Here is an 18,189-nt window from a genome sequence, read left to right as displayed (position 1 = left end):
CTTCTATGTCATTGCTTCTCGTTTGACAGGAAACTTACGAATCACTCTCCAGAATACATACATAGCCTGCCCCGCGCGAATAGATATCATGCAATGAAAGACAGAACTAAATGTTTGCTGTTGAAAAAATGGTGTCACCGTAACAGATGGTTTGTGAACAAATGTGCCATTGGTCATGATCGGCCCCATCACCATACCTTTGATTGCCCATATTCCACCCGTAATCGTTCCCGTCGTATCCGCTTTCCCAGTTCCTGCTTCGGTTGTCCAGCTGACGTTATCAACCCGAATATGTTTTAATACAAACAAGATAATGGTACGCAAATGATTCCATTTTTGCCTGGCTCCATGGCCGAGTTGATGCAATAATGAAAGTGTTTCCTGAAAGGATTGCTCCTCGGCAGGCTCTTCCATTAGATCAACTGAACGATAAAATAACCGTATCCGATAAAAATAAACAGCTATGTAAAGGATTTGCTCTTCCTGATTAAGTGTGACAGTGCATACTGCTTTTAATCTTGAGCAAAGCAAGAATACGATGCCGCTAATGATGATTGCGATGATTAAACCAATGACCATAAATAACGATCACCTCTTTATAAATATGATGAGCATTGCCTTCCTTTTTTATACAGTTTGATATATTGCCAATTGGGAACAGAGACATGGTACACTCTAATGTAGGGTGACCATACTAAAATAGGAGAGAGAGGATCGGCCATGTGGGAACGAAATTATATTTATTTTTACTATCGACGAGATGGACAACTGGATCAAAAGCTGAAGCCGCTGTTTAAACTGGCCCGGGATAACCATTTTCATATTGTGGACGATCCCAAGCATGCCAATATCATTGTTAGCGTAGGTGGTGACGGAGCTTTTTTGCAGGCAGTACGCACAACCGGATTTCGCCAGGATTGTTTATATACCGGCATTACCGAATCTGATGAATCCGGGCTGTATTGCGACTTTGATATCGATAATTTTGATACCATGTTGCATACCATCCAGCATAAGGCATTGGAAGTTCGCCGTTTTCCGACCATTGATGTACAAGTGAACGGTGAAACAACTTTTCAATGCCTTAATGAAGTAAGCATACGCTCAACCATAATTAAAACAATGGTTATGGATGTCTATATCGACCATATTCATTTTGAAACGTTTCGTGGTGATGGGCTTATTGTCGCTACGCCAACAGGAAGCACCGGCTACAATAAATCCACTCGCGGTGCGGTTGTCGACCCGAAACTGTCTTGTTTCCAAGTTTCTGAAATTGCCTCGCTTAACAACAACCGATATCGGACGCTTGGATCATCGTTTATATTAAACAAAGACCGAACATTGACATTGGACGTGGTTCAGGATGGCAATGATTACCCGATTATCGGTTTAGATAACGAGGCCTATTCCATTCGTAATATCCAAAACTTGACCATTACATTAAGTAACAGTGTCGTTAAAACGGTCAAATTGAAACATAATTCTTACTGGGACCGCGTGAAGCGCACATTTTTGTGACCATTAAAAGCGGGCTGCCCTTCAAAGGACAGCCCGCAGCCATTGTTATATCGTTGTTATTGCGGCATGTTGCCGCCAAATTGTTGTTCAGCAGTGTTCACAAGGCGCTTTGTGATCTCACCGCCAACAGATCCATTTCCACGGGATGTTGTATCAGCACCAAGTTGAACGCCAAATTCCTGTGCAATTTCTGTCTTCATTTGATTCAGTGCCTGTTCTGCACCAGGTACGACTAATTGATTTGAACTGTTATTACTTGGCATGTCTTTTCACCTCCTTGTACCCCTATATTGTGTACTGGGAGGCTTTTTTAAACTGGTAGTTTCTGTTAATTATTTTTTGTATTTAAAACAAATCGTGAAACACATCTTCGGTTCCTGTTTTTCCGGTTAATGTGACGACATCGGTGTGATCAACGGCTTTTCGCAGTAGTTCTGAAAAATCAGCCTGATCCTCAATCTCATTAACCTTTTCTCTTGAAGGCCTTGTTTTTGGTGACTTGGGAACAAAAATGGTACAACAATCTTCATAAGGACGAATGGAAATATCAAACGTTGCAATGGTCTTGGAAATCTTAACGATGTCATCTTTATCCATCGCAACGAGCGGGCGTAAAACAGGGTAATTCGTCACTTCATTGATGGTATTCATGCTCTCCATCGTCTGGCTTGCCACTTGCCCCAGACTTTCACCGGTAGACATGGATAAAATCGACTCTCTTTTGCAAATTTGCTCACTGATACGCATCATCATCCGTCGCATAATTGTCATAGCATATTTTTCAGGCATTTCACGGTGGATATGCTGCTGCACATCGGTGAACGGAACAATATGAACCTTTATGGTATTGCCATAGTGTGTCAGTTTTTCCGCCAAATCCAACACTTTTTGTTTCGCACGTTCGCTTGTGAACGGTGGAGAATGAAAATGAACAGCCTCTATTTCGACCCCGCGTTTCATCGTTAGAAAACCTGCAACTGGGCTGTCGATTCCACCGGATAAAAGCAGAAGCGTTTTACCGGATGTGCCAACTGGCAGCCCACCTAGGCCGGGGATAATGCGTGACGTGATATACGTTGCTTCTTTACGGATTTCAACCTTCAGTTCCATATCAGGCTCATGGACATCAACCGAGAAACCAGAGGTAGAACTGAGCAGATGAGCACCCAGTATTTGGTTCATTTGCTGTGACCGGATTGGAAAGTTTTTATCAATACGTTTTACGGTTACTTTGAACGTGCGGACATCACGTTCGTGTTGTAATGCCCAAAGCGCAGCAGCCTTTATTTCATCTTCATCGTTGCTGACTTGAATAGCCGGGCTTAGGCTATGAATTCCAAATACTTGTTTACACTTGTGAATGATTGCTTCCGAGTCATGACCATTCAACAATACAAACATTCTTCCTTGAGTCCGTTTCACCACCGCATGTGGGAAATCTTCCAGCTGTTGTTTTAAATTGTTCTGCAGCTGAAGTATAAAACTTTTTCTATTTTTGCCTTTTAGTGCCATTTCTCCATAGCGTATTAATATATGATCGTATTCCATTGCTATCTACTCCATTACTGCCTTAAATCGACCGATGGCTTCTTTAAGCTCTTGAAAAAAGGTATTTATTTCGTCTTCTGTTGTATCATACGAGAAACTGACGCGCAATGCCGATGTGGAACGATCCCGACCATATCCACACGCTGCAAGTATTTTGCTTTCGTCTTCCCTTTTCGATGAACACGCTGATTTGGTTGATACATAAATGCCCTTCTCACCAAGCATATGAATCAGAACTTCCGGTTTCAGACCTGGAATCGATATGTTCATAATATGTGGTGCTGCCTTTTGCTCAGGCGTGTTAACCAGCACATCTTCCATTGTGTAAAGCTTATCCCGTAGCTGTGCCTGTAATTGTGACATATGCCGGATGCCGACTTCTCGACGTTCAATGGTCAGTCGCAATGCTTTGACCAATGATACGGCACCGGCGACATTTTCTGTTCCCGACCGGAATGACTTCTCCTGGCCACCCCCATGAAAAAGCGGGAAAAGAGTCGTGCCATTTTTTACATAAAGAAGGCCTGTTCCTTTTAATCCATGCAATTTGTGTCCAGAAATCGTGCATAAGTCAATTCCACTTTCAGCAAGATCCAAAGGCACTTTGCCCACTCCCTGCACATTATCAACATGGAAAAATAACTTTGGATACTGTTTGGCGACCTCTCCAATTTGTTTAACAGGTTGTACAGAACCAATTTCATTGTTCACATGCATGACACTGATTAAAATGGTGTCATCGGTGATCGCGTCCTGCACATCATCAGTAGATACGACACCTTGAGCATCAACCGGCAAATACGTAACTGTGAACCCCAATCGCTCTAATCCGTGAAAAGCTTCATGAACAGAAGGATGTTCCACCTCCGTTGTAATGATATGGCTCCCCCGGTTCCGGTGTTCCAACGCAATTCCTTTAACAGCAAGATTATTGCCCTCCGTTCCTCCAGCAGTAAAGATCATTTCATCCGGCTGCACTTGCAAAAGTTCGGCTGCCTGTTCCTTTGACCGCTGCAGTAATTTCTCTGCTTCTCCGCCGAATGGATGGATACTGGAGGGGTTAGCAAAAAAATGTTCAGAAACTTGCTGAAAACTGTGTAAAACTGAAGGATCAGGTCTCGTCGTTGCGCTATTGTCCAAATAAATCATGTGCATAACTCCTTATCGTTATATCTAAGTTGATGACTTCGGGATAACCCGGGGAATGAACCATTATTTAAACGGCATGTTAATTGGCAGTCTTTTGAAATGCTTCGATTCGTTTTAACGACCCTGGATCGGCCTCTTCAACAGCTTTGGCAGCCTGTTCTAGAGCGAGTTCATATTCGTAGGAACGAAACAGCCGTTCTGCTTCCGACAGTTTAGAAGCCAACGATGAATTTTGACTTCGATACCGATTGGCATATTGGATAACCTGTTCGGTCAAATGGGCTTTATCAAGCATCGTATCCGTTTGTTCTGTGACATCACCAATAACTGATTGCGCTTCGGACAAAGCTTGTTGCACTTCTGTCATATCAAGCGGTTGTTTTTCAAGGATGTCAAATACATGTGTATTTTTTTGAACAGCATGTTCCACTTTATTCCAAATATAACTCGGAACCCCCGGTATATTGCTTTTCTTTAATTTACGCTTCACATGAAAGAGTTCATCTTTCATTTCCCCCAGCTTTTTCCTGGCTTCCATCTCATCCTTTCGCAGATTATGAATACCTTCTTTTAATAATTCATGCGTCTTCTGAAGCCCCTCTATCTCTTGAAACCCCTGTTCAAGTTCATCCCGTAATTCTGAATGCGCCGCACTTTCCTGCTTCAATCCATTTGTTATCTCTTCCAGCTGGTTTTTCAGTTGCGCTATGGACCTATCCAAGGCGATAAATTTCTCCATATCACTATCTTCAACGTAATAACTTTGCTTCAAAGTTTCTATTTCTTCTTTGGTCATTTGGAATTCATTATCCAGGGATTGCAACAGATCACGGAAATTGTTTATCTTCGTTTCCACATAATTTTTGGCGAGTGCTTCCTTTTCAAGCAGCTGATACATATCATCTATGCGTTCTTCCACTTCAGGTATAATGTTATTTGCTTCTTGTGTGTCGCCTTTATCTAAAGCTTTCATGCATGCCGTAAGTCTGTGCTGATAATCATATAATTCTTTTTCAAAATCGAGATGATCTATCCGGTAGCCATCATTTTTCATCTCTCGTAATCCTTTGTACAGCTCATCAAGTTGTTCCGGCAGGTCATATTTGCATTTTTTGTAGGTAATAGGAAATTGCTCCATCTCAGTATGAAGGGAATCCAATTTTTGTTTTACATGTTCAGCAAGGTCCCTGGCTTCAGAATAATTCCCTGCCTCGGTAAGATCATAATATTGTTTGAATTCGTCTTCAAGTTCGTCCAGTGTCACTTCAAAACTTGTCTCCGCTCCACCGAATGAGAACCGATTCTGAATTAGGTATTTCCGCAATTCTTTTATATCTGGTTCTATTTTTTCAGCCTCTTTGCGTGCGGATTCCTCTGAGCTCATAAGATGTTCAAGTTCCCCAAGCATTTTTTCTATATCGTTTTCAATCGTTTCCAATGTTTGCTCCGCATGCCGCAATGTTTTTTTGGCCTTGGAAAACCGATATTTGTCCGCTGCTTCTTCCGCATCAAAAAAATATTCTTCAATATCAGGAAGGTCTTTGGCGATAATCTGCTCCCAGTGGGCTTTCCATGACTCGAATTTATCCTGTGTTTCACCGGACAAATTCAAACGTTTAATGCGGCCCAGTTCCGCGGCAATGTTCCGATTCATAATATCCATCTTCCATGTTTCAAGGCGATCAACGACATCATAAATACGTTTTCGCATAATCAATCCAATAATAAGTGCAATGACTGCTAATACAATTATTCCTATGACATATGCCATAAAAATGCCTCCTGACCGTATTCCAGCAGATAGAGGAATTTTTCAATATAAAAATAATTTAGTTCTTTTTCTGAAACCGAGAATAGTAGTAATGCAATAATACCACGTCAACAGCATTTTTGGCTAAAAAAATCCAAAAAAATAATTGATTCGACAACTTTTTTGCACACGTTCTGACAATCATTTTATTTAATACTCTGCGTGTTTTCTTGCCAGACGACAAAATCAAGCCATTTCTCCACTGTTTGCGTATAATGTTTTACAAACTGTTGGTGAGAGAAGTCACCAATGACCTGATCCTTCCATTCATTTCGCATGACGTACGGAGTCACCAGCATCCCTTTTAATTGCATCAGAAAGAATTGTTTTTGCTGGTGTCTCTTCTTCCCGTCAAAAATGGCATAAAACGCATGGCTGATCAAGTAATTTTCTTTCGCCAAGTAGGTGACGGTCACTTCTCGAACAAATACGGAGTCAAGTGACAGTTCACGGTGTATAAAGCATGATAATTGATAGTTCTCCTGTTTGTACTGTATGATATCTGCAACTATATTCTTCAACTGATGAAGGGGCGCCAGTGACTTATTTTGCTGCATGCTTGCCTCAATGGTTTCCAAGTACGTTTCATAATATTGGGTGACGGCATATTCGAGAAGCCCTTGCTTGCTGTTGAAATAGTAGCTGATTAAAGACACATTGACATTGGCTTTGGCCGCAATATCTCTGACGGATGTTCCGTGAAAACCGTGCTGAAAAAATAACGACGATGCTGCATCAATAACGTTTTGTTTCGTTGGATTCTTTTTCATGCCTATTCAACTCCTTACCTGCTTCTTACGACGAAATAAGCAAAAATCCTCCCATAATCGCTCGACAATTATCATCTTCCTGTCGAACAATAAAACGATATGGGTACTAGAAAGGAAATGATTATGTTTCAAAGGGATTCTTACTCAGGTGACCGAACAAACGATTACAAACGTCTTATCAACCAATTACAGGCACTATCCGAAGATGAAACAGATACAATTGCTTTGTTATCGAACGCCTCTGCACTGTTAAACCAATTTCTTGATGAAGTGAATTGGGTCGGATTCTATATCTGGAATGACCATGACAGCGAATTGGTTCTCGGCCCATTCCAGGGACTTCCAGCATGTATACGGATCGCTTATGGAAAAGGTGTCTGTGGCACGGCCATTAAGGAACAGGTGACAAAAAGGGTTCCTGATGTTGCAGCATTTCCCGGCCATATCGCCTGTGACAGTGCCAGCCAGTCGGAAATAGTTGTACCACTTTTTATGAATGGTCAGATCTTTGGTGTTCTTGATATCGACAGTCCGAACATCAATCGCTTTGACGAAACTGATCAATTTTATCTGGAGACATTTACAGCGGAGTTAAAACAATTTATCACAGAAAAATAGAACACCTTACTTTATTGACCGGCTTTCATTGTAAAGACATTCTGTTAAAAGTGCCCATACAGAACCTTTGAATAGCGGAATCGAAAAAGAAAGTACAATGGTTGACTTCCCGATTTATAGGTTATATACTATTGGTTGTGTAAAATAAAAAAGTAGCCTATGTGAACCGGCATTGCCCCCATTTTGTTCCTCTTGCAAATAAACTATGGCAAACGGAACAAAAAACGACTCAGACACTGCATAACATACGGAATCAATCCATTTATGAAAGAGGTGTATCACGTAACTCTCTGCTGCTGGAGCGATGGTACATGAAAACAAAATGGACAATGATCAGGAACACGGTCGTTTATTTTATGCAAATAAACCAATAACAAAGGAGGAAATGTCCTATGGCACCAATTAAGGGATCTGACTGGAAAAAATCCCGCCGCCTCGGCATTTCATTAACCGGAACCGGCAAAGAACTTGAAAAACGCCCTTATGCTCCAGGTGAGCATGGACCTAATCAGCGCAAAAAAATGTCTGAATATGGGTTGCAACTGCAAGAAAAACAAAAACTTCGCTTCATGTATGGGCTGAATGAACGTCAATTCCTCAGCCTGTTTATGAAAGCCGGAAAAATGAAAGGTGTTCATGGCGAAAATTTCATGATTCTCCTTGAATCCCGCCTGGACAACCTTGTATACCGTCTTGGCCTTGCCCGTACACGCCGTCAGGCACGCCAAATGGTAAACCATGGCCATATTAAAGTGGATGGCGGACGTGTTGATATCCCATCCTACAGCACAAAACCTGGTCAGGTCATCAGTCTTCGTGAACGTTCTCAAAACTTGGACATCGTTGATGAAGCCATCGAAGTGAATAACTTTGTACCGGACTATCTGACATTTGATGAGGATAAAAAGGAAGGGAGCTATACCCGTTATCCTGAACGTTCCGAGCTTCCTGCCGAAATTAACGAAGCGCTTATCGTTGAATTCTACTCTCGTTAATGTAACAAATTCAGTAAATAAAAACCCTGAAACCTTTCCGAAGAAGGTTCAGGGTTTTTATTTTCGAAACCAATTCAGGCATCCTGTTGTTGCTCTAGATGAAATGGACTAAAAAGTATTTTTTCTTGCCACGCCGGATAATCGAAAATTGGCCTCCAATGCGGTCGGAGTCGCCCACAACATATTGTAAATCCTGCCGTCGTTCGCCGTTAATGTAGATGGCTCCATTTTGGATATCTTCCCGTGCCTGGCGTTTAGATGAGGCAATGGACGCATTTACAAGCAAATCAATCAAACCGATATCCTCCTTCGCCATGTCATAGGTCGGTACATCCTTGAACCCTTGCTGAATATCATCCACAGATAAATCTTTTAAATTACCACTGAACAAAGAATCGGTTATTTTTTGGGCTTGGTGCATATCTTCATCACTATGGACCATTATGGTCATTTCTTCAGCCAGCCGTTTTTGTGCTAACCGTTGTTCCGGACGGTTGTCCAGTTCCTTCTGCAATTCATCCAATTCATCCTGCTCCACGAATGTAAAATAATGCAAAAACTTCATGACATCACGGTCATCCGTATTGATCCAAAACTGGTAAAATTCATATGGTGTTGTTTTTTGCGGATCAAGCCAAATGGCCCCGCCTGCTGTCTTGCCAAATTTACTGCCATCCGCTTTGGTAATCAGCGGGACGGTCAACCCAAATACATCCGCGTCTTCTTCTTCCGATTCCCGGGAACGACGGATCAGTTCCATGCCAGCTGTAATATTGCCCCATTGATCACTGCCACCAATTTGCAGGCTGCAGTTTTCTTCTTGGTACAATTTCAGATAATCAAGCGACTGGAGAATCATGTAGCTGAATTCGGTATACGAAATCCCTTCTTCAATTCGGGCTGACACCGATTCTTTGCCTAGCATATAATTAATGCCAAAGTGTTTACCCGCGTCACGGAGAAAATCAATAATCGTCATATTGCTGAGCCAGTCATGATTATTCCGAGCACGTGCTGCATTGGTCCCACTGTCAAAGTTAAGCAATCGGCCCAGTTGCTGCTTAATGTTTTCCGAATACCTAAGTACTACCGATGCTTCATTCAAAGAACGCTCGGATGACCGGCCGCTCGGATCGCCTATCATTCCCGTTCCCCCACCAATTAAAGCAATTGGCTTGTGGCCGGCCCGTTGGAAGCGTTTCAGCATAATAATCGGTAACAAATGGCCAATATGCAAACTGTCGCCCGTCGGATCAAATCCACAGTACAAGGTTACCTGATTCTCGTTTAAATGGGTTCTTAAAGCTTCTCTGTCTGTTGTCTGTTGAACAAGCCCACGTTCTTCAAGGTCATGTAGAATATCCATTTTTATACCTCCACTTTGTCAAATCTCGCATCATTTCACTTCACCGAAAATAAAAAAACGCCCCTTGCATAAGCTAAGGGACGAGTATTGTACTCGCGGTACCACCCTTGTTGCACATGAATCGTTGTGCCACTTCAGGATTCATAACGGTGTTGACGCCGTCTTCTCAAGGACAAGGCATAATCAAACAAACGAGATATATACCTATTCCTAAAAAAGAAAAGCTCCAGATTGTAATTCACTTGCAAATATATACTGACTTCCACCACCCGTCAGCTCTCTGAAAAGGGATTTGCACAGCTACTCCGATCTTTCAGTGCTTATGATTTATTATTATCCATTCATTCTTACCATATCTGTCATATAAATGCAATATTTCTGCAGCAACTTAATATACAACGGATGATGCTGCTATGCTATAATAGGTTTGATTCAGGGGAGGTTTTATAGTGAACATCAAGCAATCATGGCAAAAATATATAAAAAAACTTCAAACAACATGGGACAGAATTCGTTCACATCGTTATACAGAAAAAGCGCAATCCGTCTGGCAATCAGGCCGAATTCAACAAACATCACGCATTAGTTATGATGTCGTTTGGAATATTATTTTATTTTTCCTAATGATTATAATTATAAGTGTATTTTTTGTCGGCGGTGTCGGTGCAGGCTATTTCGCATCCCTTGTTAAAGACGAACCTGTACGGGCGTACGACAGCATGGAACAAAACATTTACAACTATGAAGAAACGTCATCTCTTTACTTTGCCGATAATACATATATTGGGGATATACGCAATGATTTGTACCGTGAGGAAACGTCACTGGAGCAAGTGCCAGACGTTTTACAACATGCTGTCATTGCCACCGAAGATAAATATTTTTACGAACATGATGGCGTGGTGCCAAAAGCCATCGTACGTGCCCTCGTTCAACAAGTGACAAGTGCTTCAACGCAATCAGGTGGAAGCACAATCACCCAGCAGCTCGTCAAAAATCAGATACTGACCAACGAGGTGTCTTTTGAACGTAAAGCAAAAGAAATTTTAATTGCCATGCGCCTGGAGCGCTTCTTCGACAAAGATGACATCCTGGAAGCCTATTTAAATGTTGTTCCTTATGGTCGTAATGCTTCGGGTGACAATATTGCTGGCATTCAGACTGCCGCAAAGGGCATATTCGGTGTAGACGCTTCGGATATTAATCTGGCACAAGCGGCTTATCTTGCTGGTTTGCCGCAAAGTCCTTCCTACTACACACCCTTTCAAAACAAAGGCGGGCTAAAAAGCAAAAAAGGGATTCAGCCTGGAATCAACCGGATGAATACTGTATTGAAAAGAATGTATGATGCAGACTTTATTACGAAAAAACAATACAACCAAGCACGAAATTATGACATTGTAAACGATTTTACCGAAAAATCATCAACACCTGCTGAAGCGTATCCATACCTGACCCAATTGGCACAGAAGCGTGCCAAAGAAATTATTCAGGAAAAATTGGCCAAAGATGATGGTTATACGATGCAGGATCTGAAGAATGATGATAAATTAATGGAAGAATACGCCACGCGTGCTGACCGGGCGCTTCGACAAAATGGATACGACATTCAAACAACCATTAATCAAAATATGCAAGACGCCTTTCAAAAAACAGCTAAAAACTATAATTATTACGGCCCAGATTGGACGGGGTATATAACGGACGATGAAACCGGCGAACGAAAAAAAATCACTCAGCAGATCCAGACAGGCGGTATTCTGATCGAAAATAAAACCGGTCGGATTATCAGCTTTGTCGGTGGACGGAATTTTGATAAAAACAGTTCTTTCAATTTTGCCTTTCAGGGTGAACGATCAAACGGAAGTACCATGAAGCCAATTCTCACCTATGCACCGGCATTTGAAAAAGGGATTGTCCAACCGGGAACACCGATTGCTGATATCCCGACAACCTATTCGACATCAGCAGGGCCTTATACACCGCAAAACTATGCCGGTGGCTATCACGGCATTGTTCCAGCAAGAAAGGCTCTCTACAACTCATATAACATCCCGGCGGTGAAAACCTATGATCGCATTAGAGATCAGGATCCGGTCAATGAATTCCTGAATCCAATGGGGATTACTACCATTGGTGATGAGGAATACAAACATCTGTCGCTCAGTATTGGGGGGACAAATACAGGCGTTACCGTTGAAGAAAATGTCAATGCCTTTGCAACCTTTGCCAACCAAGGAAAGTTTGTGGATGCGCATGTCATTGAAACGATAACAGATCAGGAAGGCAACACCATTTTTGAGCATAAACCAAATCCAGTTGATGTATTTTCACCGCAGACAGCGTACTTAACGTTGGATGTCATGCGGGATGTTATCGACCGGGGAACAGGGACGTATCTACAATCACAACTAAAATATAATGGTGTTGATTGGGCCGGCAAAACTGGTACCTCACAAAATTATAAAGATGCTTGGTTCGTCGGAGTGAATCCAAATGTCTCCATGGGGGTTTGGACTGGCTACAGCGAAGAAAAAAGTATTCGATGTCGTTCGTGTTCATTAAGTTACAGCCAAAGAAACGAAAAACTGTGGGCAAAATTGATCAATGCAGCATCGGATATCAATCCGGATCTGGTGGCACCTGATCAAAGCTTTGAACGCCCGGGTGGAATTGTCTCCCGCAGTTACTGCGCCATTTCGGGGAAACGTCCATCCAAATTATGTGAAGAAACTGGATTGATCCAAACTGATATATTTAATGCCAAATATGTACCAACCGAGAAAGATGACAGCCTGATGAGAGGCTCTTTTGTCATGATGGATGGCAAAGCCGTCATTGCCGGAGCCAATACTCCTAATGAATTTGTGGAAGGCGATGGTATTACCTTTAATCCCGATTTTCTGGAAAGGAAAGGGTATGACCAACTCAATGACCTTTCTGCGCTATATCCAAGCACCAATCAAGATGCTTGGAAAAAGATTGGACTACCGCCCTCAGATGTCAGCAGCAAAACAATCGAGGATGATGGTCAGAACCCGTCCGCACCTGGTTCCGTTTCCATTTCCGGCAACAAGCTGACATGGCAGGATTCAAATAGTAATGACGTTGTCGGTTATCGCATTTATCGTGCCAGCAAGCCTGGCGATTCTTTTCAGCTTGTTGGTAACACAACAGAAACATCATTCACGTTTTCCGGTCAAAAGGGGGTGTTCCGTGTTAAAGCCGTTGATTATTTCGGGCTGGAATCACAAACATCCAACGACGTCATTGCCGGTAATGTCTCTGAGCCTGGTAAGGAACAGAAAAGCGGCGATGATGAAAAAGACGGGAATAACAATGATGACAGTCAAAAAAATAATGACGAGACCAATGATTAGCACTAAAACAGCAACTGATGAACGAAGAGGAACGCTATGCCTCTTCGTTTTTTCTTCATTTTTATTTTTTCAACACTAAAAAATAAAACTATTATTCTGTATAATGGAAACCAGAAACAGGAAGGATCAGTTAAAAACAAGGTGGTGAACCATTGAAGCACGAGAAAACATATCATTACGACATACGCGATACGCCTGATGGTCCGATTGTCATTGAAGGACCACTTTCATCAGCGGAATTAGGAACGTACCATTTCCATGAACATCTGGTTGCTTTCCGTCCGGCTCCCAACCAATTTGAAGCCATCCAGAGCATCGCCGATTGCCCGGAAGGAAGGATTATTATTGCTAGAACAGAGGGGACCATCATAGGTTATGTTACGTATTTGCATCCTGATCCAATGGAACGTTGGTCGGAATACAACATGGAAGATTTGATGGAATTGGGAGCCATAGAAGTCATCCCTAAATACCGAGGTGCGAAGATAGCTTTAGGACTGCTGGACGTCTCCATGATGGATGAATACATGGAAAACTATATCATTATTTCCACCGAATACTATTGGCACTGGGACCTTGATGGCACGAGACTGAGTGTATGGGACTATCGGAAAGTGATGGAAAAAATGATGGCCTCGGGCGGTCTGCTTCCTGCACCGACCGACGATCCGGAAATCATTTCTCACCCGGCGAATTGTTTGATGGTTCGAATCGGCACCCGCGTTTCCGAAACATCCGTGAGCCAATTTGATGAACTGCGATTTTTGCAACGGAGTCAATACCATGACATGAGGGAGGCTCTATAGATGCTCGTTGAGAAGATTATGAAAACAGAAGTGATAACGCTTCCCCCGACAGCAACAATAGCTGATGGTTTAAACACGTTAAGAGAAAATCATATCCGGCATATTCCTATAGTTAATGATAATGAACAATTGATCGGATTGGTATCAGACCGTGATGTTAAAGAGGCGTCCCCATCTATTTTTATGGAGGAAAACAACCATCACCTGTTAAAAAATGAACTGCAATCGATAATGAGTCAACCAGTTATCACCGTCCACCCATTGGATTTTGTAGAAGAAATCGCCAAAGTTTTCTATGATGAGGCCATTGCCTGTCTCCCCGTTGTCAGCAACGATACGCTGACAGGAATCGTTACAGAAAAAGAGATGTTGTATACGATGATTCAATTAACCGGAACGAATGTACAAAGTTCCCAGATCGACGTAAAAGTTCCGCACAAACCCGGAATTCTACCGGAAGTGGCAGCCGTTTTCGGACAGCGCAAAACAAATATAACATCTGTCCTCATGTACCCGTTCAATGATGATCCTAATTACAAAATACTTGTCTTTCGCGTTCAAACCATGAACCCCGTTCCGTTAATACAGGATTTGCGTGATGCTGGTTACGAATTAATGTGGCCGAACAATATAGCGGAGCCCAAACTATGACATGCCGCACTGCTGCTTTCATTTATACAGATCAGTTTATAAAGTATCATTTTCACTCAGATCATCCATTTAATCAACAACGGGTCGCCTTGACAAAGGATCTACTGGAGGCTAGCGATTTACTGACAGCACAAGAAATCATTGAACCACGAAAGGCAACAGACGATGAAATCGCGCTATTTCATACACCTGAATACATTGATGCCGTTAAAAAGGCAGGGACTGGCCAACTGTCTGAGGAACAAGGAATGGCATACGGTTTGGGAACAGAGGACACGCCGATGTTTTCCGATATGCATAACGCATCCAGTTATCTTGTCGGTGGTACATTGACCGCTGTGAACACAGTTCTTCAAGGAGAATCGTGTCATGCATTGAATTTAGGCGGTGGTCTTCATCACGGATTCAAACAGAAAGCAAGCGGTTTCTGTATTTATAATGACGGAGCCATTGCCATTCAATACATTCGAGAAAAATATGATTTGAAAGTGCTGTATGTGGATACGGATGCTCATCATGGTGATGGGGTGCAATCAGCCTTCTATGATGATCCCAATGTATGCACGCTTTCCATCCATGAAACCGGACGCTACCTATTTCCGGGAACAGGAAGTATTAATGAGCGCGGCATCAAAAAGGGGCATGGATTTTCATTCAACATTCCCATTGATGCTTTCACCGAAGATCATTCTTTTCTGTCGGTTTACGAATCAGCCTTCCGAAATGTGGCGGCGTTTTTTAAACCAGATGTGATATTGACACAAAATGGGGCTGATGCTCATGTATACGATCCGCTCACCCATTTATGTGCTACAACCGCAACATTTGAACATATTCCGATGATTGCCCATGAATTAGCCCATGAATACTGCAATGGACGCTGGATAGCTCTCGGAGGGGGAGGGTACGACATGTGGCGAGTCATACCGCGTACTTGGGCTCAAATTTGGAATGTCATGAAAACGGGAACCATTCAACAAGGGGCGCTGCCGGAACCGTGGCTGAAGAAATGGCAAGCTGAATCACCAGTGACTTTGCCAGACATGTGGCATGATTCAAAACATATCGTACCAAACATCCCAAGAGAACCCGAAATAACAGAAAAAAATGAGCAGATTATGCAAGGTGCAATGAAATACGCCCGACAAAACCCCATTAACATGTAGAAAGGCAAGTGTCGCTCTCCATTATCCGGCACTTGCCTTGCATTTCTCCAACCCATAACCTGTTGCAACCGCCATAAGGTCATTTCATCTTTTCTTATATCGGCCTTTTTACTCGTTTGTTGAATCCCTTTCAACAATCCGATGCGGAAGAACGACTTTATTCTCCTCGACTTCTTCATTATTCATATATTTCGTTAGCAGACGCATGGCAACAGCGCCAATATCATACATTGGCTGGACAATGGTAGATAACGTTGGACGGACCATCGTTGCCAGTCTTGTATTGTCAAACCCAACAACTTCAAGGTCATTCGGCACGCAATAGCCTTTATCCTGTGCCCCATGAATAACGCCCAGTGCCATTTCATCGGATGCTACAAATACAGCAGCAGGCGGATCTTCTTTCGTTAAAAGCTGTTCTGCCGCTTCCATTCCTGAATCATAGGAATAGTCACCTTTGAGAATATATGCATCATCAGGAGAGATGGATTGTTCCTCCAACGCCCTCATATAGCCATTGTATTTTTGTCTATTAATCAACGTATCATCAACACCTGAAATAAAGGCAACCCGATCATTTCCTTTGGTCAGCAAATACATTGTTGCTTCAAATGCGGCAGCTTCATAGTCGATGTTCACCGATGGAATTTTGTTTGTTTCGTCGTATGTGGCTGCTAGAACAACCGGCACCGATGAACTTTGAAACTGCTCCACATGATCTTCTGATATATCACCGCCCATAAATAAAATACCGTCCACCTGCTTTTCCAACATAGCATTGATCAAGTGCAATTCTTTATCTTTATTTTGATCAGAATTACTCAGTATAATATTGTATTTATACATTGTCGCAATATCTTCAATGCCACGTGCCAATTCAGCAAAAAAGATGCTGGAAATATCCGGGATAATGGCGCCGACCGTTGTTGTTTTTTTGCTCGCCAATCCGCGGGCCACCGCATTCGGGCGATAGCCAAGCTCTTGTATCGTTGTTAGAACTTTTTTGCGTGTCACCGGTTTAACGTTCGGGTTTCCATTGACAACTCGCGAAACCGTTGCCATAGATACGTTCGCTTCTCTTGCCACATCGTATATCGTTACAGTCATGATTTTCCTCCTAGCCAGTTTACCATTTCGATTCCTTTTGCTAATATGATACGCTATATTACCGTAAAACACAAAAAATTTAAAGACTGAACCCCGTATTCATGGCCTTTTCACCATAAAAACGACATCTGTCATATTTGAGGGACAGATGTCGTCATTCCGTGAATCTTTTTATTGCAAAACGATTAGTCGGTTCAGCGTTTGGCATACGCCTGCAGTTCATCTATAAATTGTTCGAATGTCGGAATGTCAATTTGTTGTGCCGAATCAGACAAGGCTACCGCTGGATCCGGGTGAACCTCTGCCATAACCCCGTCAGCACCAATGGCCAAAGCAGCTTTCGCCGTCGGAAGCAACAGATCGCGCCGGCCTGTGGAATGGGTCACATCCACCATAACAGGCAAGTGTGTTTCTTGTTTCAAAATAGGTACGGCTGAAATATCCAGTGTATTTCGTGTTGCTTTTTCATAAGTCCGTATACCACGTTCACAAAGGATGATGTTACCGTTCCCTTTTGAAATGATATACTCCGCTGCATTCAAAAACTCAGAAATGGTCGCAGACATACCGCGTTTCAGAAGAACAGGTTTGCTCACTTCGCCGGCTTTTTTAAGCAACTCGAAGTTTTGCATGTTTCTGGCACCGATTTGAATAACGTCAAGGTAGTCAACAGCCTTTTCAATATCTGCAGGATTGACAATTTCACTGACCACAGCCATGTCCATTTCATCGGCAACTTTTTTCAAGATTTGAAGTCCTTCGATCCCGAGTCCCTGGAAATCATATGGCGATGTTCTCGGTTTAAATGCGCCGCCACGCAGTAAATTAATTCCTTTACGTTTGACTGCTTTGGCAACGTCCATTACCTGGTCATAGCTTTCAACGGAGCAAGGCCCCATAACATGGTGCAGATTGCCATCGCCTACTTGCTCTCCCCTTATATTAATTACGGTATTTTCAGGTTTTTTCTTGCGGGAGACAAGCAATGCTTTACGATGATCATCTTCCTGCAACTCAAGGCTTGCTTTGAATATTTCTTTAAAAATATGTTCAATGGTTGAGTCTTCAAATGGACCTTCATTTTTCGATTTGAGTTCATCCAGCATTTTGCGTTCCCTAACCGGATCAAATCGGTTGATACTTTGTTTATTTTTCACTTCGCCAATTTCTTGAGCAATTTCAGCACGTTGGCTGATCAATTCCAACAGTTGTCCATTTATGCTGTCTAATTGCTGTCGGAGCTGTTCCAAATCATTACTCATGATATTACCCTCCTACTATATGGTTGATCTGAAAATAATT

General features: G+C 42.4%; 16 protein-coding genes and 1 other annotated feature. Of the genes, 7 read left to right on the top strand and 9 right to left on the bottom strand.

The genetic code is table 11. The annotated features are described in order from the left end of the window. Window positions 1–3 precede the first annotated feature (3 nt). The gene (locus tag ACZ5Q7_RS09265) at window positions 4–579 is read right to left on the bottom strand and encodes a DUF2953 domain-containing protein (RefSeq protein WP_343750650.1); all 576 of its coding nucleotides are present in this window, start codon (window positions 577–579) and stop codon (window positions 4–6) included. 141 nt (window positions 580–720) lie between these two features. Here ACZ5Q7_RS09265 and ACZ5Q7_RS09260 point away from each other — a divergent pair, with 141 nt between their 5' ends. Further along, the gene (locus tag ACZ5Q7_RS09260) at window positions 721–1,521 is read left to right on the top strand and encodes an NAD kinase (protein ID WP_343750651.1); all 801 of its coding nucleotides are present in this window, start codon (window positions 721–723) and stop codon (window positions 1,519–1,521) included. Window positions 1,522–1,577: 56 nt separating this feature from the next. Here ACZ5Q7_RS09260 and ACZ5Q7_RS09255 read toward each other — a convergent pair whose 3' ends face one another. The 5 genes from ACZ5Q7_RS09255 to refZ form a co-directional block, all read right to left on the bottom strand. Next, window positions 1,578–1,784, bottom strand: a complete 207-nt coding sequence (locus tag ACZ5Q7_RS09255) for an alpha/beta-type small acid-soluble spore protein (protein WP_010532381.1) — start codon at window positions 1,782–1,784, stop codon at window positions 1,578–1,580. A gap of 82 nt (window positions 1,785–1,866) precedes the next feature. Next, the gene (thiI, locus tag ACZ5Q7_RS09250) at window positions 1,867–3,069 is read right to left on the bottom strand and encodes a tRNA uracil 4-sulfurtransferase ThiI (RefSeq protein WP_343750652.1); all 1,203 of its coding nucleotides are present in this window, start codon (window positions 3,067–3,069) and stop codon (window positions 1,867–1,869) included. A gap of 6 nt (window positions 3,070–3,075) precedes the next feature. Continuing rightward, on the bottom strand, window positions 3,076–4,218 hold the full coding sequence (locus tag ACZ5Q7_RS09245) for a cysteine desulfurase family protein (RefSeq protein ID WP_343750653.1): 1,143 nt from the start codon (window positions 4,216–4,218) through the stop codon (window positions 3,076–3,078). Between the two features lie 79 nt (window positions 4,219–4,297). Beyond that, the gene (ezrA, locus tag ACZ5Q7_RS09240; protein ID WP_343750654.1) at window positions 4,298–5,989 is read right to left on the bottom strand and encodes a septation ring formation regulator EzrA; all 1,692 of its coding nucleotides are present in this window, start codon (window positions 5,987–5,989) and stop codon (window positions 4,298–4,300) included. A 185-nt stretch (window positions 5,990–6,174) separates the two neighbouring features. Continuing rightward, window positions 6,175–6,798 carry a forespore capture DNA-binding protein RefZ gene (gene refZ / locus ACZ5Q7_RS09235; protein WP_343750655.1) on the bottom strand — a complete coding sequence of 208 codons (624 nt, stop codon included), beginning with the start codon at window positions 6,796–6,798 and terminating at the stop codon, window positions 6,175–6,177. Between the two features lie 123 nt (window positions 6,799–6,921). Here refZ and ACZ5Q7_RS09230 point away from each other — a divergent pair, with 123 nt between their 5' ends. Both ACZ5Q7_RS09230 and rpsD read left to right on the top strand, forming a co-directional pair. Next, entirely contained in the window at window positions 6,922–7,416 is a 495-nt protein-coding gene (locus tag ACZ5Q7_RS09230; protein WP_343750656.1) for a GAF domain-containing protein, read from the top strand. 392 nt (window positions 7,417–7,808) lie between these two features. After that, window positions 7,809–8,411 (top strand): 30S ribosomal protein S4, encoded by a 603-nt coding sequence (gene rpsD / locus ACZ5Q7_RS09225; RefSeq protein ID WP_343750657.1) that lies wholly within the window; start codon window positions 7,809–7,811, stop codon window positions 8,409–8,411. Window positions 8,412–8,505: 94 nt separating this feature from the next. On the opposite strand, the gene tyrS is transcribed toward rpsD, so the two are convergent. Next, window positions 8,506–9,777: a tyrosine--tRNA ligase gene (tyrS, locus tag ACZ5Q7_RS09220; RefSeq protein WP_343750658.1), complete on the bottom strand. Its 1,272-nt coding sequence runs from the start codon at window positions 9,775–9,777 to the stop codon at window positions 8,506–8,508. Window positions 9,778–9,850: 73 nt separating this feature from the next. After that, window positions 9,851–10,103 (bottom strand) — a binding site (T-box leader). A 123-nt stretch (window positions 10,104–10,226) separates the two neighbouring features. Here tyrS and ACZ5Q7_RS09215 point away from each other — a divergent pair. The 4 genes from ACZ5Q7_RS09215 (at window position 10,227) to ACZ5Q7_RS09200 (ending at window position 15,780) form a co-directional block, all read left to right on the top strand. Further along, window positions 10,227–13,157 (top strand): transglycosylase domain-containing protein, encoded by a 2,931-nt coding sequence (locus ACZ5Q7_RS09215; protein ID WP_343750659.1) that lies wholly within the window; start codon window positions 10,227–10,229, stop codon window positions 13,155–13,157. 152 nt (window positions 13,158–13,309) lie between these two features. Next, window positions 13,310–13,963: a GNAT family N-acetyltransferase gene (locus ACZ5Q7_RS09210; RefSeq protein WP_343750660.1), complete on the top strand. Its 654-nt coding sequence runs from the start codon at window positions 13,310–13,312 to the stop codon at window positions 13,961–13,963. Then, window positions 13,964–14,614, top strand: coding sequence for an acetoin utilization AcuB family protein (locus tag ACZ5Q7_RS09205; RefSeq protein ID WP_343750661.1), 651 nt, complete (start codon window positions 13,964–13,966; stop codon window positions 14,612–14,614). It abuts the gene before it with no gap. After that, window positions 14,611–15,780 carry an acetoin utilization protein AcuC gene (locus ACZ5Q7_RS09200; protein ID WP_343750663.1) on the top strand — a complete coding sequence of 390 codons (1,170 nt, stop codon included), beginning with the start codon at window positions 14,611–14,613 and terminating at the stop codon, window positions 15,778–15,780. The genes ACZ5Q7_RS09205 and ACZ5Q7_RS09200 overlap by 4 nt, the downstream gene beginning before the upstream one ends. A 108-nt stretch (window positions 15,781–15,888) precedes the next feature. Here ACZ5Q7_RS09200 and ccpA read toward each other — a convergent pair whose 3' ends face one another. Then, the gene (ccpA, locus tag ACZ5Q7_RS09195) at window positions 15,889–16,887 is read right to left on the bottom strand and encodes a catabolite control protein A (RefSeq protein ID WP_343750664.1); all 999 of its coding nucleotides are present in this window, start codon (window positions 16,885–16,887) and stop codon (window positions 15,889–15,891) included. Between the two features lie 194 nt (window positions 16,888–17,081). Next, window positions 17,082–18,149, bottom strand: coding sequence for a bifunctional 3-deoxy-7-phosphoheptulonate synthase/chorismate mutase (locus ACZ5Q7_RS09190; protein ID WP_343750665.1), 1,068 nt, complete (start codon window positions 18,147–18,149; stop codon window positions 17,082–17,084). Between the last annotated feature and the right edge of the window lie 40 nt (window positions 18,150–18,189).

It is taken from the genome of Lentibacillus halophilus, from assembly GCF_055395055.1.
Note: the sequence above shows the minus strand (reverse complement) of the source record. Positions and strands in the feature narration are given on the sequence as shown.

Coding starts and splice junctions, on each gene's coding strand:
- ACZ5Q7_RS09265 (WP_343750650.1), bottom strand. CDS start 579: ATGGTCATTGGTTTAATCATCGCAATCATCATTAGCGGCATCGTATTC.
- ACZ5Q7_RS09260 (WP_343750651.1), top strand. CDS start 721: ATGTGGGAACGAAATTATATTTATTTTTACTATCGACGAGATGGACAA.
- ACZ5Q7_RS09255 (WP_010532381.1), bottom strand. CDS start 1,784: ATGCCAAGTAATAACAGTTCAAATCAATTAGTCGTACCTGGTGCAGAA.
- thiI (WP_343750652.1), bottom strand. CDS start 3,069: ATGGAATACGATCATATATTAATACGCTATGGAGAAATGGCACTAAAA.
- ACZ5Q7_RS09245 (WP_343750653.1), bottom strand. CDS start 4,218: ATGATTTATTTGGACAATAGCGCAACGACGAGACCTGATCCTTCAGTT.
- ezrA (WP_343750654.1), bottom strand. CDS start 5,989: ATGGCATATGTCATAGGAATAATTGTATTAGCAGTCATTGCACTTATT.
- refZ (WP_343750655.1), bottom strand. CDS start 6,798: ATGAAAAAGAATCCAACGAAACAAAACGTTATTGATGCAGCATCGTCG.
- ACZ5Q7_RS09230 (WP_343750656.1), top strand. CDS start 6,922: ATGTTTCAAAGGGATTCTTACTCAGGTGACCGAACAAACGATTACAAA.
- rpsD (WP_343750657.1), top strand. CDS start 7,809: ATGGCACCAATTAAGGGATCTGACTGGAAAAAATCCCGCCGCCTCGGC.
- tyrS (WP_343750658.1), bottom strand. CDS start 9,777: ATGGATATTCTACATGACCTTGAAGAACGTGGGCTTGTTCAACAGACA.
- ACZ5Q7_RS09205 (WP_343750661.1), top strand. CDS start 13,964: ATGCTCGTTGAGAAGATTATGAAAACAGAAGTGATAACGCTTCCCCCG.
- ACZ5Q7_RS09200 (WP_343750663.1), top strand. CDS start 14,611: ATGACATGCCGCACTGCTGCTTTCATTTATACAGATCAGTTTATAAAG.
- ccpA (WP_343750664.1), bottom strand. CDS start 16,887: ATGACTGTAACGATATACGATGTGGCAAGAGAAGCGAACGTATCTATG.
- ACZ5Q7_RS09190 (WP_343750665.1), bottom strand. CDS start 18,149: ATGAGTAATGATTTGGAACAGCTCCGACAGCAATTAGACAGCATAAAT.